Source organism: Allorhizobium sp. NPDC080224 (genome assembly GCF_050281005.1).
Taxonomy (GTDB): domain Bacteria; phylum Pseudomonadota; class Alphaproteobacteria; order Rhizobiales; family Rhizobiaceae; genus Allorhizobium.
In genome coordinates, this window is record NZ_JBNNWJ010000001.1 from 3356094 (window position 1) to 3369588 (window position 13495).

The window sequence follows — 13495 nt, forward strand, 5'->3', positions numbered from 1 at the left end:
GTGATGTAGGAGGCCGAAGCTGCCGCTGCAATGCGCTATCTCAGCCCAGGCGGTAAAGGCCTGGCCGACGGTCTATGAGATAGGGGTTCTGCGCCCTGGCATCGTCATAGGCGGTGGGATCGATCTCGGCGACAAGCAGGGTTTCGCGCATGCCAGCGCGCGCCAGCTCGTCCCCGTCAGGAGAGAGGATCACCGACCGACCGCCATAGGTCAGCCCATTCTCTTCACCGCAGAGATCGGCATAGACGACGAAGACACCATTCTCGAAGGCGCGTGTTGGCACCACCATATCGGCGACCCGCCGGCTGATAGTGCCTTCGGGAAGCGCCGTCGGCACCAGGATCAGTTCGGCACCGGCAAGCGCCAGCGTACGGACATTTTCCGGGAACTCGACATCATAGCAGATCAGCATGCCGGTCTTGATGCCATTGAGATCGAAGACGACAGGCGCCTCGGAGCCCGGCGCGAAGGCGGCGCGCTCGCCCTCGCCATAGAGATGGCTCTTGCGGTAGAATTCCGTGCTGCCGTCCGGCCGGATCAGCACAGAGGAATTGAACACATGAGTGCCGTCGCGCTCGGGGAAGCCCGCGCAGATCGCCAGACCACAATCGACCGCAATTTCCTTGAGCGCCCCGACGATAGAACCGTCGCGCCCTTCCGCCACTTCTTTGAACTGCGAACCGAGTGCATATCCACTGGTGCCGAGTTCCGGGGTGACCAGAAGCTCCGCCCCCATCTCCGCCGCCGCCATCGCAGCTTGGGCAATCTTGCCGATATTGCCCGGAACGTCGCCGGAAAGCGGCTGCATTTGATAGAGCGAAATCAGCATGATGCACCTGTCTGCGTCGGAGGTTGAGGTAAAACGTTAGAGCCGCAGGCCTAATGGACGCAAGCGGCAACTCCAAGGCACACGAACTCTGGTTGCCTTTCTGGTCTTCGACCTTATCTTGAAGGGATGAAACACGAAATCGAAGCCGACCCGTCTTGATGCCCTTTGTCGTCACCGCCGCCGTCGCTTTATTGCTGATCGAGCTTTATCTCAGGCGCCGCCCCTGGGCGATCGCGCTGACTGGCGTGATCGCTGTCGTCGGCACCGTGATCTGGATCTTCAGCGACAATCAGTCCCGCAGCCAGAGAAGTGCTGTCTCTGCCGTCACAGTGGAAGTCGGAGCCGACGGCGAGACGTGTCTCGATCCGGCTCTGCCGCTGGCCGCAACTCTCACCAATTCTTCCGGCGATATGGTCAACCGCATTGCCTTTGACCTGATCGGACAACAGGCGGAGAGAGCCGGCACCGCCTATCGCGGCACACTTCGCCATGATCAGGCTCTGGCGCCGGGCGAAAGCGTCACACGCTGCTTCCCCCTGCTCATCCACGGTTTCGCCCACCCGCGTCCTCAGATCATCGATGCGACGAAATATGAGTGGACGGCGCACGTGACCCTTGTCGGCTTCGGCAACGCGCCTTCCCCATAACGATCCGCTTTCAAGCGCTGGCAAAAGGCCGACAAGAACAGTCTCTCACACCTGAACGAGATGCCCCTCGCTCACCTCCCGGTACTGGCGCGCAGGTGGTTGGTAGCCCACGGGTCGGATCGGGCTCTTGATCTCGTCGGTCGACAGATTGCGCTTGAGCTTGCGTCGAGCCGGGTCTGGCACAGGCACCGCCGCCATCAGCTTTTTGGTATAGGGATGCTGCGGATTGTCGAAGACGGCCTGACGCGGACCGATTTCGACGATCTCGCCGAGATACATCACGGCTACCCGGTGGCTGACCCGCTCCACGACGGCCATATCATGGCTGATGAAGAGATAGGCGAGGTTGAAGCTCTGCTGCAGATCGAGCAGTAGATTGCAGACCTGCGCCTTGATCGAGACGTCAAGCGCCGAAACCGCTTCGTCCGCGACGATGATCTTCGGATCAAGCATCAGCGAACGGGCAATCGCGATGCGCTGGCGCTGACCGCCAGAGAACTCATGTGGATAACGCGGCATCATGTCGGCCGAGAGCCCCACCCGCTCCAAAAGATCGGCCGCCTTGTCGCGTGCTTCGGCTTTCGAACCGAGCTTGTGTTCAACGAAAGGCTCCATCACCGCCTGCCCTACGCTCATGCGCGGATCGAGACTGGCGAAGGGATCCTGGAAGACCATCTGGATGCTGCGACGCATACGCCGGAGCGAAGCCTCATCGAGGCTGCCAACATTGTAACCGTCGACCGTGATCTGACCCGAAGTCGGCTCAACCAGCCGGGTGATCGAGCGGCCCGTTGTGGACTTGCCGCAACCCGATTCACCGACCAGGGACAAGGTCTCGCCCGGCTTGAGGCTGAAGGAGACGTTTTCGACCGCATGCACCGCGCCGCTCTTGCGCCCGAACAGGCCGGACCGGATGTCGAAGCGGGTGGTGAGGTTTTTCACCTCCAGCAGTGGTTGGCTCGCCTTTTCCGGAACTCCGGCTTCCGCCTCCGGCACCAGCGTGGCCCCGGTCTTGATATCGATGACCGGGAAACGCATCGGCCGTTCGCGCCCGCCCATGGATCCGAGCTTAGGAACGGCAGAGAGCAGCGCGCGCGTATAGGGATGGTGGCCACGATTAAAGATGTCGTCCGTCGTCCCCGTTTCCACGGCCTCGCCGCGGAACATGACAATCGTGCGGTCCGACACTTCGGCCACCACACCCATGTCATGGGTGATGAACAGGACCGCCATGCCCTCCTCGTCCTGTAGCGTCTTGATCAGGTCGAGGATCTGACCCTGAATGGTGACATCAAGCGCGGTGGTCGGCTCGTCGGCGATCAGCAGCTTCGGCCGGGACGCAAGCGCCATGGCGATCATCACGCGCTGGCGCATGCCGCCGGAAAACTGGTGCGGATATTCATCGAAGCGGTTCTTCGCATTCGGAATACGGACGCGGTCGAGCAGCCGCAACACCTCGGTCTTCGCCTCGGAATTGGAGATGTCGCGATGGCACGTGATGGCCTCGGCGATCTGCTTGCCGATCGGAAAGATCGGGTTGAGCGAGGTCATCGGCTCCTGGAAGATCATCGAGATCTGGTTGCCGCGCACCTGGCGCATCTGCTCGGCATCAAGCGTCAGAAGCTCACGCCCCTCCAGTTTGACGCTCCCCGCGATGCGGCTCGTCAACTCCGGCAGAAGCCGCATGATCGACAGCGAGGTCACGCTCTTGCCCGACCCCGATTCGCCGACGATCGCCACGGTCTCTCCCGAGGCGACGTCGAGATCCATGTTTCGCACCACAGACCTCCACTCGGTTCCGACCCTGAACGAGGTCGTCAGACCCCGCACCGAAAGCACCGGCGCCCTGCTTGCTTCTGTTGCCTGTTCCACTACAGCCATATCCCGTTCCCCTGTTTTTATCTGTGTCGAGATGTGGTCGTGTAATCAGGCGGCGAGTGCCGTTTCGGCAAGCGTCACCCAGTAGCTAATGCCGTAGGGAATGACCTCGTCGTTAAAGTCATAGGCCGAGTTGTGGAGGTTGGCCGTGTTGCCATTGCCGATAAAGACGAAAGAGCCGGGCCGCGCTTCGAGCATATAGGAGAAATCCTCCGCACCCATCGCCGGCGGAAAGGCGTCGCTGACCGCATGGTCCCCGGCCACCTTGCGCATGATGTCGAGCGCGAACTCGGTCTCCGGTTCATGGTTGACGGTAACCGGATAACCGCGGTGATAGCGCAACGTCGCCTTGGCACCCATGGCCATGGCCACTCCGGTAGCGATTTCACCGATGCGAGCCTCGGCCATGTCGCGCATTTCCGGCATCAGCGTACGCACGGTACCGGACAAGGTGACGGCATCGGGAATGACGTTATAGGCATCGCCGCCATGGATCTTGGTCACGGTGACCACCACGGAACCGAGCGGATCCGTCTCGCGGGCGGCAATCGACTGCAGCGCCACGACCACCTGTGCTGCGGCAAGCACCGGGTCGACGCTCTTGTGCGGCTGGGCGGCATGACCGCTGCGGCCTTCCACCACGATGTCGAACTGATCGGCAGCGGCCATGACCGGGCCCTTCTTCGTGGCAAATGTGCCCACCGCCATGCCGGGATGGTTGTGCATTCCATAGACCTGGCGGATGCCGAATTTCTCCATCATGCCATCGGCGACCATCTCGCGCGCGCCACCGCCTCCCTCTTCGGCCGGCTGGAAGATCACGGCGATCGAGCCGCGGAAGTTGCGGGTTTCGGCGAGATACTTGGCAGCACCCAGGAGCATGGCCGTGTGACCGTCATGGCCGCAGGCATGCATCTTGCCGGGCGTCTTGGAGGCCCAGGGCTTACCCGACATTTCGTGGATCGGCAGGGCATCCATGTCGGCACGGAAGCCGACGACCGGCCCATCGCCGCGATTGCCCTTGATGATCGCGACCACGCCGGTGCGACCTATCCCCGTTTCGATTACATCGCAGCCGAATTCCTCGAGCTTCTCGGCCACGAAGGCTGCTGTACCATGCTCGTCGAACAGGAGTTCGGGATTCTGGTGCAGATGGCGGCGCCACTCAGCGACTTCGGGCTGGAGTTCGCTGGCGCGGTTGAGCACTGGCATGAAGTAACCTCTTTTTGTCGTTGTTCCCCGCAGGATTTCGCGCATACTGTGCCGCGATGCGCAGCTTTGGCAAGCCGCAAAATTCCGTCTTGCATGGAAAATAGGCTTGTGATTACATGGCCTAAATTTTAGCCAACCCGACAGAAACCAGGCTGTCCGGGAACGCATTTCGCGACTCTGCTGAGCGCTAAAAATTGAAAAACTTTCCTGCAATACCAAGAAGATAGGTGGTTGACATTTAACGAATGGGCTGGCCACATCGCTGGCCGGCAGATCGGTCTTCCATCATGCCTGCAAACAAAAATAATGGGGAATGAGCACATGAACACTCGCAAATTGATGCTGGCGGCGTCGGCTGCCGCTTTCGCGCTGACGGCAGCGCCGGCAATGGCCGAACGCGGCACGGACGGCGACCTGAAGATCATCTTCTGGCAGGCCGTTTCGACGATGAACCCGTATCTGTCGGGGGGCACCAAGGAAGTTTACGCCGCCTCGATGGTCATCGAGCCGCTCGCCCGCTACGACGAGACCGGCGCACTGGTGCCGATGCTCGCCACCGAAATTCCGACCGTCGAAAATGGCGGCGTGGCCGAAGACCTCAAGAGCATCACCTGGAAGCTGAAGCCCGATCTGAAATGGTCTGACGGCTCGGCCGTTACGGCCGAAGACGCAATCTTCACCTGGAAATATTGCACGGCGCCGGACGGCGGCTGCGCCCAGGGCGCCTATTTCGAAGGCGTGACCAATGTGGAAGCCGTTGATGCCTCCACCATCAAGGTCTCCTTCTCCGAAGCCAAGCCCTATCCTTACAGCGCCTTTGTCGGCGCCCAGTCGCCGATCATCCAGGCGGCCCAGTTCAAGGATTGCCTCGGCGCCAAGGCACCGGAATGCACCTCGGCCAACTTCGGCCCAATCGGCACCGGCCCCTTCGTCGTCAAGGAGTTCAAGCCGAACGACGTCGTGACCTTCGAAGCCAACAGCAATTACCGCGATGCCGCCAAGCCTGCATTCGCCTCGGTCACCCTGAAGGGTGGCGGTGACGCAGCATCCGCAGCGCGCTCGGTTCTCGAGACCGGCGAATTCGACTACGCCTGGAACATGCAGGTCGAGCCCGAGATCCTCGAGCAGATGATGGCCGCCGGCAAGGGCAAGATCGAAGTCGCCTTCGGCACGCAAGTCGAACGTATCGACATCAATCCTTACGGCGTCGATCCCTCGCTCGGCGACAAGCGCTCGACCAAGGAGGCTGGACCGCATCCGGCCCTGTCAGACCCGGCCGTTCGCCGCGCGCTCTCGATCGCCATCGACCGCGAGATCATCGATGAGGCTGGCTACGGCCCGAACGGTCAGCCGACCTGCAACATCCTGCCCGCTCCGGACATTTATGTCTCGACCGCCGTCGACTGGTGCCTGACGCAGGACATCGAGGGCGCCAACAAGCTGCTCGACGATGCCGGCTGGAAGATGGGCTCGGATGGCATCCGCGAGAAGGACGGCGTCAAGCTCTCCTTCCTCTACCAGACCTCGACCAACTCCGTCCGCCAGGGCACCCAGGCGCTGGTCAAGGACATGTGGAGCCAGATCGGCGTGTCCGTCGAACTGCGCAACATCTCGGCTTCCGTCTTCTTCGGCGGTGACCCGGCCTCTCCGGACACCTTCCAGAAGTTCATGGCCGACATCCAGATGTACACCAACAACTTCGACGGCACCGACCCCGAGAAGTACATGGCCGGCTGGATGTGCGACAAGATCCCGAGCCCGGCCAATGGCTGGCAGGGTGAGAACATCGTCCGCTACTGCAACCCGGAATATGATGCGCTTGTGAAGGAACTCGGCCAGACCGGCGAGCTCGAAAAGCGTGCCGAAATCGCCAAAAAGCTGAACGACATGCTCTCCAACGATGTCGCCCAGATCCCGCTGATCCATCGCGGTCAGCCCTCGGCTGTCAACAACACGCTGCTTGGCGTGAAGATGAACGCCTGGGACTCGGAACTCTGGAACGTCGCCGACTGGTCGCGCGCTAAGTAATGCCCTACACGCCGGGCCTGCCTTCACGGGCGGGCCCGGCGTTCGCATTTTTTGCCGACAGTCTGGAGACCAGCCGATGTTTACCTTCACCGTGCGGCGACTGCTGTTCGCAGTCCCGACGCTACTGGCCATCAGTTTCATAATTTTTGCCCTGCTCGACCTCGCACCGAGCGACCCGTTGGGCGACCTGCCGCTCACCATTCCGCCCGAAGTGCGCGAGCAGATCCGGCTGGCCATGGGCCTCGATCAGCCCTTCATCATTCGCTATTTCAAATGGCTGCAGCAGTTCTTCATCAATGAACCGCTGAACATCTTCGAACAGATCACCGGCATCACCGTCGGCTCCGGCGAGCGCATGCGCGTGCTTTCCTGGGCGACCCGCAGCCCCGTGGTCGACCTGATCGTCCAGCGCCTGCCGCAGACCCTCTGGGTCGTCGGTCTCTCCTACCTCTTCGGTGTCCTGATCGCGATCCCGATCGGCGTTATCTCCGCCTATCGCCAGTATTCCTGGTTCGACCAGATCGGCACCTTCGTCTCGATGGTCGGCTACTCCGTGCCGACCTTCTTCACCGGCGTTCTGCTGATCGTCGTCTTCTCCTCCTGGCTGCAGTGGTTCCCGTCGATCTACGACACCACGCTGGTGGTCAACAGCTGGGACAGTTTCGTGCTTCAGGTGAAGCAGATGTTCCTGCCCGTCCTGGTCCTGACGCTGTTCAACGTCTCCCAGATCAGCCGCTTCGTGCGCGCCTCCATGCTCGACAATCTCAACATGGATTATGTCCGCACGGCGCGTGCCAAGGGTGTGAAGGAAAAGGTCGTGTTGCTCGTGCATGTGCTGCGCAACAGCCTGATCCCGGTCGTCACCGTGATTGCGCTGGGTGTTCCCACGATCTTCTCCGGCGCCATCATCACCGAGCAGGTCTTCCGCGTGAATGGTCTGGGGCAGTTGCTGATCACCGCGATCCAGGGCGCCGACATCCCGCTCGTGCAGACGCTGACCTTCATCTTCGCGATCCTGATCGTGCTCTTCAACCTGATTGCCGACGTTCTCTACGGCATACTCGATCCGAGGATCCGCTATGAGTGATGCCGCAATCGCGACGACCGGTGCGCCGGTTCCACAAACCAGACCTCAAAGCGGCAGCTTCTGGCCCATGCTCTGGCGTCAGTTCCGCGCCCACAAGGGCGGCGTTGCCGGCCTTGTTGTCTTCGTCTTCATCGTGGCCGCCGTCTTCATCGGCCCATACATCCACACGATCGATCCGGCGAAACTCGACATCCGCGCCAAGAACCAGGGGCCGTCCTGGGAGCATCCCTTCGGCACCGACAACCTTGGCCGCGACATGCTGGCCCAGGTTCTCGCCGGTGGTCAGATCTCGCTTGCCGTCGGCATGGCAGCCATGCTGCTGGCCCTGGTCGTAGGCACGCTTGTCGGGGTCTTGTCGGGCTATTCTCGCAAGCTCGACGGCCCGCTGATGCGCTTGACCGACCTCTTCCTGGCGCTGCCGCTCCTGCCGCTGCTGCTCGTGATCATCATGTTGTTCCGCGACACGTTGCGCACCGCCTTCGGCCCGGAAACCGGCATCTTCATCCTGATCGTCTTCGTCATCGGCATCACCAGCTGGATGCACACGGCCCGCATCGTCCGCGGCGATGTGTTGGCGATCAAAAGTCAGGAATTCATCCTGGCGGCGAAATCGAGCGGCATGCGGGAATACCGCATCATCATCAAGCACATCCTGCCCAATGTGATGTCCTCGATCATGGTTTCGGCGACGCTTGGAATCGCCACCGCCATCATCACCGAGTCCGCGCTCTCATTCCTGGGACTCGGCTTCCCGCCGGACTTCCCGACCTGGGGCCGACTGCTCTTCGACGGCGCCAACTTTCTGCAGATCAACCCGTCACGCGTCCTATGGCCGGGTCTCGCGATCTCGCTGACGGTGTTGAGCGTGAATTACATTGGCGACGCGATCCGCGATGCGCTCGACCCGAAGGCGTTGAAGCATTGAGGGCATGAGCGGGCGCGTCAGCGCCCGCTTGGCCGCCCCAATATCCAGCGCGCCGCGAACCAGCTGGCACAGGCCCAGACCGTTCCCGCCGCCCAGCCACCGAGCACGTCAGTCGGGTAATGCACCCCGAGATAGATGCGGCTGAGACCGATGATCAGGGTCAGGAAAACCGCGACGGCCGGGAAGAAATAGCGCAGCGACGGCTGCTCCTCGAGCCGGGACAGCATGGCGCCGAGTGTCAGGTAGGTGATCGCCGACAGCATGGCGTGGCCGCTCGGAAAGCTCATGTCCGACACCTCGACCAGATGCTGCACGACTTCAGGCCTCGGCCGGGCGATCCCAAGCTTCATCGCGCTGCTCAAGGCCCAGCCGCCGAGGATCGAGATGGTGACGAATGCGGCGGTGCGGAATTTGCGACGCAGCGCCAAATAGGTGACGACCAGGGTCACGAGCAGAGTCAGCACGGTCACGCCGCCAAGCGCCGTGATGTCGACCATCACCTTGGTGAGCCAGGCGGGACCGACCGGCATGCCGACGTCGGAGGTATCGCGCAGCATGAGCAGCACGCTCTCGTCCAACGCCCGTGTCTCGCCCTCCAGCACTTCTCCCGTGAGCTCGAACAGGAAATAGGCGACGAGGGCCGCCACGAGTGCCGTCAGCCAGACACGGGCTTCGGCGACCGAGACGATGCGGGTGAGATGGCGCTTGAGCTGCTGCATGGGCAAGATCCTGATCGGTGGTGTTGAGGCTACATCGCCTTGCAAATTATGTGCGTCAACCGGGACGCGAGGAGCAAATGTGGGCGGGTCGCGGTTGTTCCATACGACTAGTTCAGCGGTATCGTTTCCCCGCGCGGGAAAGGGTGGGCGCGATGATTGCACCGAGCCCGGAGTTTTGCCCCCCTCACAATACCTTCTCCCGGCTTGCGGGGAGAAGGTGCCGCCATCCGACAGGCTCAGGAGGCGGATGAGGGGCAAGGGTGGAGCAGGCAGCGGTGAAGGGGGTGAAGCCCTATGACGTTCAAAGAACTTGATCTTCTACCACGCCCCCGCCACTCTCCGCCCGCACATCCGGAGACATGCCCCATGCCCCAAGGCCCGCTCAACCTTCTGACCGACATCGAAGGCCTTTCCGTCGGCCATGCGACAGACTTTGCCCTCGGCTCCGGCGTCACCGTGATTGTCTTCGACGAACCGGCGACCGCATCCGGCACCGTGCTCGGCGGCGCGCCCGGTGGACGCGACGTGACGCTGCTCGATCCCTCCATGACAGTGCAACAGGTTGATGCCTTCGTGCTCTCGGGGGGCTCGGCCTTCGGGCTGGATGCGGCGGGCGGCGTGCAATCAGGTCTGCGCGCTGCCGGACGGGGCTTTACCGTTGGCTCCGTGCGGGTGCCAATCGTGCCGCAGGCGATCCTGATGGATCTGCTCAATGGTGGGAACAAGGACTGGGGCTTGCATGCTCCCTATCGAGATCTCGGCTATCAGGCTTTCGAGAACGCCGCGAAAGGCGCCTTCCCGCTCGGCACGGTCGGCGCCGGAACGGGTGCGACGACGGCGAACCTCAAGGGCGGCCTCGGCTCGGCCAGCGCCATTTCCTCGTCGGGCCATACCATTGCGGCCCTCGTCGCCGTCAACGCCATGGGTTCGGTGGTGATCGGCGACGGCCCGCATTTCTGGGCGGCTCCTTTCGAGGAGGGCCAGGAATTTGGCGGACTTGGCCAACCCGCTCATGTGACCGTTGAAGATAGGGCCATACGCATCAAGGGGCTTCGGCTGACGGCAACGACCATCGGCGCCGTCGTGACCGATTGCACCATTTCCAAGCCAGAACTTCATCGTCTCTCGCTCTCGGCCCATGACGGCCTCGCCCGTGCCGTACTGCCAGCGCATCTGCCGCTCGACGGCGACACGATGTTTTCGGCCTCGACGGGCAAGCGCCAGAGCAATGGCGCGGCGGACTTGATGGAACTCTGCCATCTGGCAACGCTGGTGACCGCCCGGGCGATTGCGCGCGGGGTGTTCGAGGCGGTGGCACTGCCATATCCGGATGCGCAGCCGGCCTGGCGTGACAGGTGGGGGTGATCTCTTCTCCCCCTTGGTGGGTGAGAAAGCGATTTCGATGAATTAGGCGAGCGCTGGCCTTCGATTTTCCATCCTCTCCCACAAGGGGAGAGGCTCCCCATCCCCCACAAGACTTTCGTCCAACCCTCCCTTGACCCAAGTCAAGGACAGGCCCTCCCTAGCTCTAGAGATTGCCCGCAAGGGTTGGTCATGCTGACGAAGCAGGCCTGCCGTATGATAAACGGATCGGGGGAGGACGGTTCGAGAATGGAAGACGAAAGCGATATGGAAAGACCAATCCTCACCAACCGCACCTTCGACGAGCTGAAACTCTGCGATGCGGCAAGCCTGACACGGATCATCGGCCCCGATGACATCGAACTCTTCGCCGCTCTCTCCGGCGATAGGAATCCGGTGCCCCTCGGCCAATCATTGATCCCGGCCGGCATGATCTCCGCCTTGCTCGACACGCGCCTACCCGGCCCCGGCACAGTTTATCTCGGCCAGGATCTGGAGTTTTGGAAAGAGATCGCGACCGGGGATCGCATTACCGCAACAGTGACCCTGATGAAGAAGGAAAGCGACGGCCGGACACTCATCTTCGATACCCGGTGCGTCAACCAGAATGGCGAGCCGGTGCTTGCCGGCAAGGCCCGTGTACGCGCGCCCGTCGAACGCATCAGCTGGTCGGAGAACCTGCCGCCAGACGTTTCGCTGCAACGCCACGATCGCTTCGACACCATCGTCGCCGAGGCTCGCGGGCTGCCGATGGTGAAGACGGCGTTGGTCCACCCCTGTTCGCCGGAAGCGATCGAGGCAGCGGTCGAGATCCGCGACGAGGGCTTGCTCGAGCCGATCCTGATCGGCCCGGAGGCGAAGATCCGCGCGGCCGCCGAAAAGGCAGGCATCTCGATTGATGGGCTGGAAATCGTCCACACCGAGCACAGCCATGCGGCAGCAGCACTTGCCGTCCAGCTCGCGGTCGCCGGCAAGGTCGGCTCGGTGATGAAGGGCAGCCTGCATTCCGACGAATTGCTTGGCGCCGTCGTCGGTGGCGGATCGGGCCTCAAGACCGAACGCCGCGTCAGCCATGTCTATGTCATGGACGTTCCAGCCTATTCGAAGCTCTTGATCGTCACCGACGCTGCAATCAACATAGCGCCGACGCTCGAGCACAAGCGCGACATCTGCCAGAACGCCGTGGATCTCATGCATATGCTGGGCGTGGCCGAGCCCAAGGTCGCCGTGCTCGCCGCCGTCGAGACGGTCAATGACAAGATGCCGGCAACGCTTGAAGCGGCAGCCCTCACCGTCATGGCCGCCCGCGGCCAGATCCGGGGTGCGAAGGTCGACGGGCCCCTCGCCTTCGACAATGCCATCAGCATGGAAGCCGCCCGCACCAAGGGCATCATCTCGCCCGTCGCCGGCGATGCCGACATCCTGCTGGTGCCGGATCTCGAAGCCGGCAACATGCTGGCCAAACAGCTCCTCTATTTCGCCAATGCAGATGCCGCTGGCCTGGTGCTCGGCGCTCGCGTGCCGGTCATCCTCACCAGCCGCTCCGACAGTCTTAGGGTCCGGATCGCCTCGGCCGCACTCGCCAAGCTGGTCGCTGCCAAGCGTGCGGCAGCGCTCGGTGACAAGGCATGAGCCAGAAACTGCTGCTGACTTTCAATGCCGGCTCTTCGACGGTGAAGATCGGCATCTTCGCCCGCGAGCCTGAAGGGGCGAAGCGCGTCGGCAAGGGTGTCATCGACTTCCGCGCCGAACCTCTGACTTTCCATCTGGTCGAGGGGCCCCAGGTCTTCGACGTGCCGCTGGTCGCCAAAACTGATGATCTGCTGCACGACGTTCTGGAAGAGGTTTTCGACTGGCTGTCCGAGCACTACGATCTCGACGCCGTCTCGGCCGTCGGCCACCGCGTGGTCCATGGTGGCGATCGCTTCGCAGATGCTGCCGTCGTCGACGAGGAGGGCCTCGCCGCAATCGAGAGCCTGGTGACGCTGGCACCGCTGCACCAGCCGCAGAACCTGCGCCTGATCCGCGCGATTGGCGAGCTCAAGCCCGGCCTCCCCCAGACCGCCTCCTTCGACACCGCCTTTCACCGCACGCAATCCGATGTCGTGCGCCGGTTTGCCATCCCGCGAGAATGGTTTGACAAGGGGGTGAAGCGCTACGGCTTTCACGGTCTGTCCTATGCCTATGTCGCAGGTGCCCTGAAGAGGCTCGAACCGGAAACGGCAGGTGGCCGGGCCGTCGTCGCGCATCTCGGCTCCGGGGCCAGCCTCTGCGCGCTGGAGAATGGTGTGAGCCGTGACACCTCCATGGGCTTTTCCACGATCGACGGCGTGCCGATGGCAACACGGTCCGGCGCAATCGATCCGGGCGTGCTCTTCCATCTGGTCGATGCGCATGGGCTGAGCGTCAAACAGGTCGAGGAGATGATCTACAAGCAGTCGGGCCTGCTCGGTCTCTCCGGCATCAGTGCCGACAGCCGATTGCTGTTGGAGACACCGTCGAAGGAAGCCTGCGAGGCCCTCGATGTCTTCACCTTCCGCATCGCAGGAGAGGTGGCGCGGCTCGCCTCTTCGCTCGGTGGTTTGGATACGCTGGTCTTTACCGCCGGCATCGGCGAAAACCAGCCGACGATCCGCCGTTCGGTGGTCGAGCGCCTGCGCTTCCTCGGCCTGCTCCTGGACAGCGAGGCGAACGACCGCAACGAGGCCGTCATCTCACGCGAGGAAAGCCGCGTGAAGATCCGGGTGATCGCAACCGACGAGGAACAGGTCATCGCCGACGACTGCCTGAAACTCCTGGGCTGAAACG

General features: G+C 62.4%; 11 protein-coding genes. 7 read left to right on the top strand and 4 right to left on the bottom strand.

Annotated features, from left to right (window positions below; genetic code table 11):
* Nucleotides 1–40 precede the first annotated feature (40 nt).
* Nucleotides 41–829: a carbon-nitrogen hydrolase family protein gene (locus tag ACQKP1_RS16540; protein ID WP_427276093.1), complete on the bottom strand. Its 789-nt coding sequence runs from the start codon at nt 827–829 to the stop codon at nt 41–43.
* Between the two features lie 158 nt (nt 830–987).
* Here ACQKP1_RS16540 and ACQKP1_RS16545 point away from each other — a divergent pair, with 158 nt between their 5' ends.
* Complete coding sequence (locus ACQKP1_RS16545) at nt 988–1476, top strand: hypothetical protein (RefSeq protein ID WP_427276094.1); 489 nt, start codon at nt 988–990, stop codon at nt 1474–1476.
* A gap of 45 nt (nt 1477–1521) precedes the next feature.
* Here the strand turns inward: ACQKP1_RS16545 and ACQKP1_RS16550 are convergent, their stop codons facing one another.
* Both ACQKP1_RS16550 and ACQKP1_RS16555 read right to left on the bottom strand, forming a co-directional pair.
* Nucleotides 1522–3357, bottom strand: coding sequence for an ABC transporter ATP-binding protein (locus ACQKP1_RS16550; protein ID WP_427276095.1), 1836 nt, complete (start codon nt 3355–3357; stop codon nt 1522–1524).
* 45 nt (nt 3358–3402) lie between these two features.
* Nucleotides 3403–4566 (bottom strand): M20 aminoacylase family protein, encoded by a 1164-nt coding sequence (locus ACQKP1_RS16555; protein ID WP_427276096.1) that lies wholly within the window; start codon nt 4564–4566, stop codon nt 3403–3405.
* Between the two features lie 321 nt (nt 4567–4887).
* Between ACQKP1_RS16555 and ACQKP1_RS16560 the strand changes: the two genes are divergently transcribed.
* The 3 genes from ACQKP1_RS16560 to ACQKP1_RS16570 all read left to right on the top strand — a co-directional run bounded on the left by ACQKP1_RS16560 (nt 4888) and on the right by ACQKP1_RS16570 (nt 8606).
* Nucleotides 4888–6594: a peptide ABC transporter substrate-binding protein gene (locus tag ACQKP1_RS16560; protein ID WP_427276097.1), complete on the top strand. Its 1707-nt coding sequence runs from the start codon at nt 4888–4890 to the stop codon at nt 6592–6594.
* 76 nt (nt 6595–6670) lie between these two features.
* Nucleotides 6671–7681 (top strand): ABC transporter permease, encoded by a 1011-nt coding sequence (locus ACQKP1_RS16565; protein ID WP_427276098.1) that lies wholly within the window; start codon nt 6671–6673, stop codon nt 7679–7681.
* Nucleotides 7674–8606, top strand: a complete 933-nt coding sequence (locus ACQKP1_RS16570; RefSeq protein WP_427276099.1) for an ABC transporter permease — start codon at nt 7674–7676, stop codon at nt 8604–8606. The genes ACQKP1_RS16565 and ACQKP1_RS16570 overlap by 8 nt, the downstream gene beginning before the upstream one ends.
* 17 nt (nt 8607–8623) lie before the next feature.
* Here ACQKP1_RS16570 and ACQKP1_RS16575 read toward each other — a convergent pair whose 3' ends face one another.
* Complete coding sequence (locus ACQKP1_RS16575) at nt 8624–9325, bottom strand: phosphatase PAP2 family protein (protein ID WP_427276100.1); 702 nt, start codon at nt 9323–9325, stop codon at nt 8624–8626.
* Between the two features lie 366 nt (nt 9326–9691).
* On the opposite strand from ACQKP1_RS16575, the gene ACQKP1_RS16580 reads away from it, so the two are divergent.
* From ACQKP1_RS16580 to ACQKP1_RS16590, 3 genes are all read left to right on the top strand, one after another.
* Complete coding sequence (locus tag ACQKP1_RS16580; RefSeq protein ID WP_427276101.1) at nt 9692–10690, top strand: P1 family peptidase; 999 nt, start codon at nt 9692–9694, stop codon at nt 10688–10690.
* A 246-nt stretch (nt 10691–10936) separates the two neighbouring features.
* Entirely contained in the window at nt 10937–12319 is a 1383-nt protein-coding gene (locus ACQKP1_RS16585) for a bifunctional enoyl-CoA hydratase/phosphate acetyltransferase (protein ID WP_427276102.1), read from the top strand.
* Nucleotides 12316–13491: an acetate/propionate family kinase gene (locus ACQKP1_RS16590; RefSeq protein WP_427276103.1), complete on the top strand. Its 1176-nt coding sequence runs from the start codon at nt 12316–12318 to the stop codon at nt 13489–13491. The genes ACQKP1_RS16585 and ACQKP1_RS16590 overlap by 4 nt, the downstream gene beginning before the upstream one ends.
* The last annotated feature ends 4 nt before the right edge of the window (nt 13492–13495 follow it).

What these genes read in the sequence shown, in the direction of transcription:
- ACQKP1_RS16550 (WP_427276095.1), bottom strand. Translation starts at nt 3,357, where the DNA reads ATGGCTGTAGTGGAACAGGCAACAGAAGCAAGCAGGGCGCCGGTGCTT.
- ACQKP1_RS16545 (WP_427276094.1), top strand. Translation starts at nt 988, where the DNA reads ATGCCCTTTGTCGTCACCGCCGCCGTCGCTTTATTGCTGATCGAGCTT.
- ACQKP1_RS16590 (WP_427276103.1), top strand. Translation starts at nt 12,316, where the DNA reads ATGAGCCAGAAACTGCTGCTGACTTTCAATGCCGGCTCTTCGACGGTG.
- ACQKP1_RS16540 (WP_427276093.1), bottom strand. Translation starts at nt 829, where the DNA reads ATGCTGATTTCGCTCTATCAAATGCAGCCGCTTTCCGGCGACGTTCCG.
- ACQKP1_RS16580 (WP_427276101.1), top strand. Translation starts at nt 9,692, where the DNA reads ATGCCCCAAGGCCCGCTCAACCTTCTGACCGACATCGAAGGCCTTTCC.
- ACQKP1_RS16570 (WP_427276099.1), top strand. Translation starts at nt 7,674, where the DNA reads ATGAGTGATGCCGCAATCGCGACGACCGGTGCGCCGGTTCCACAAACC.
- ACQKP1_RS16555 (WP_427276096.1), bottom strand. Translation starts at nt 4,566, where the DNA reads ATGCCAGTGCTCAACCGCGCCAGCGAACTCCAGCCCGAAGTCGCTGAG.
- ACQKP1_RS16585 (WP_427276102.1), top strand. Translation starts at nt 10,937, where the DNA reads ATGGAAGACGAAAGCGATATGGAAAGACCAATCCTCACCAACCGCACC.
- ACQKP1_RS16575 (WP_427276100.1), bottom strand. Translation starts at nt 9,325, where the DNA reads ATGCAGCAGCTCAAGCGCCATCTCACCCGCATCGTCTCGGTCGCCGAA.
- ACQKP1_RS16565 (WP_427276098.1), top strand. Translation starts at nt 6,671, where the DNA reads ATGTTTACCTTCACCGTGCGGCGACTGCTGTTCGCAGTCCCGACGCTA.
- ACQKP1_RS16560 (WP_427276097.1), top strand. Translation starts at nt 4,888, where the DNA reads ATGAACACTCGCAAATTGATGCTGGCGGCGTCGGCTGCCGCTTTCGCG.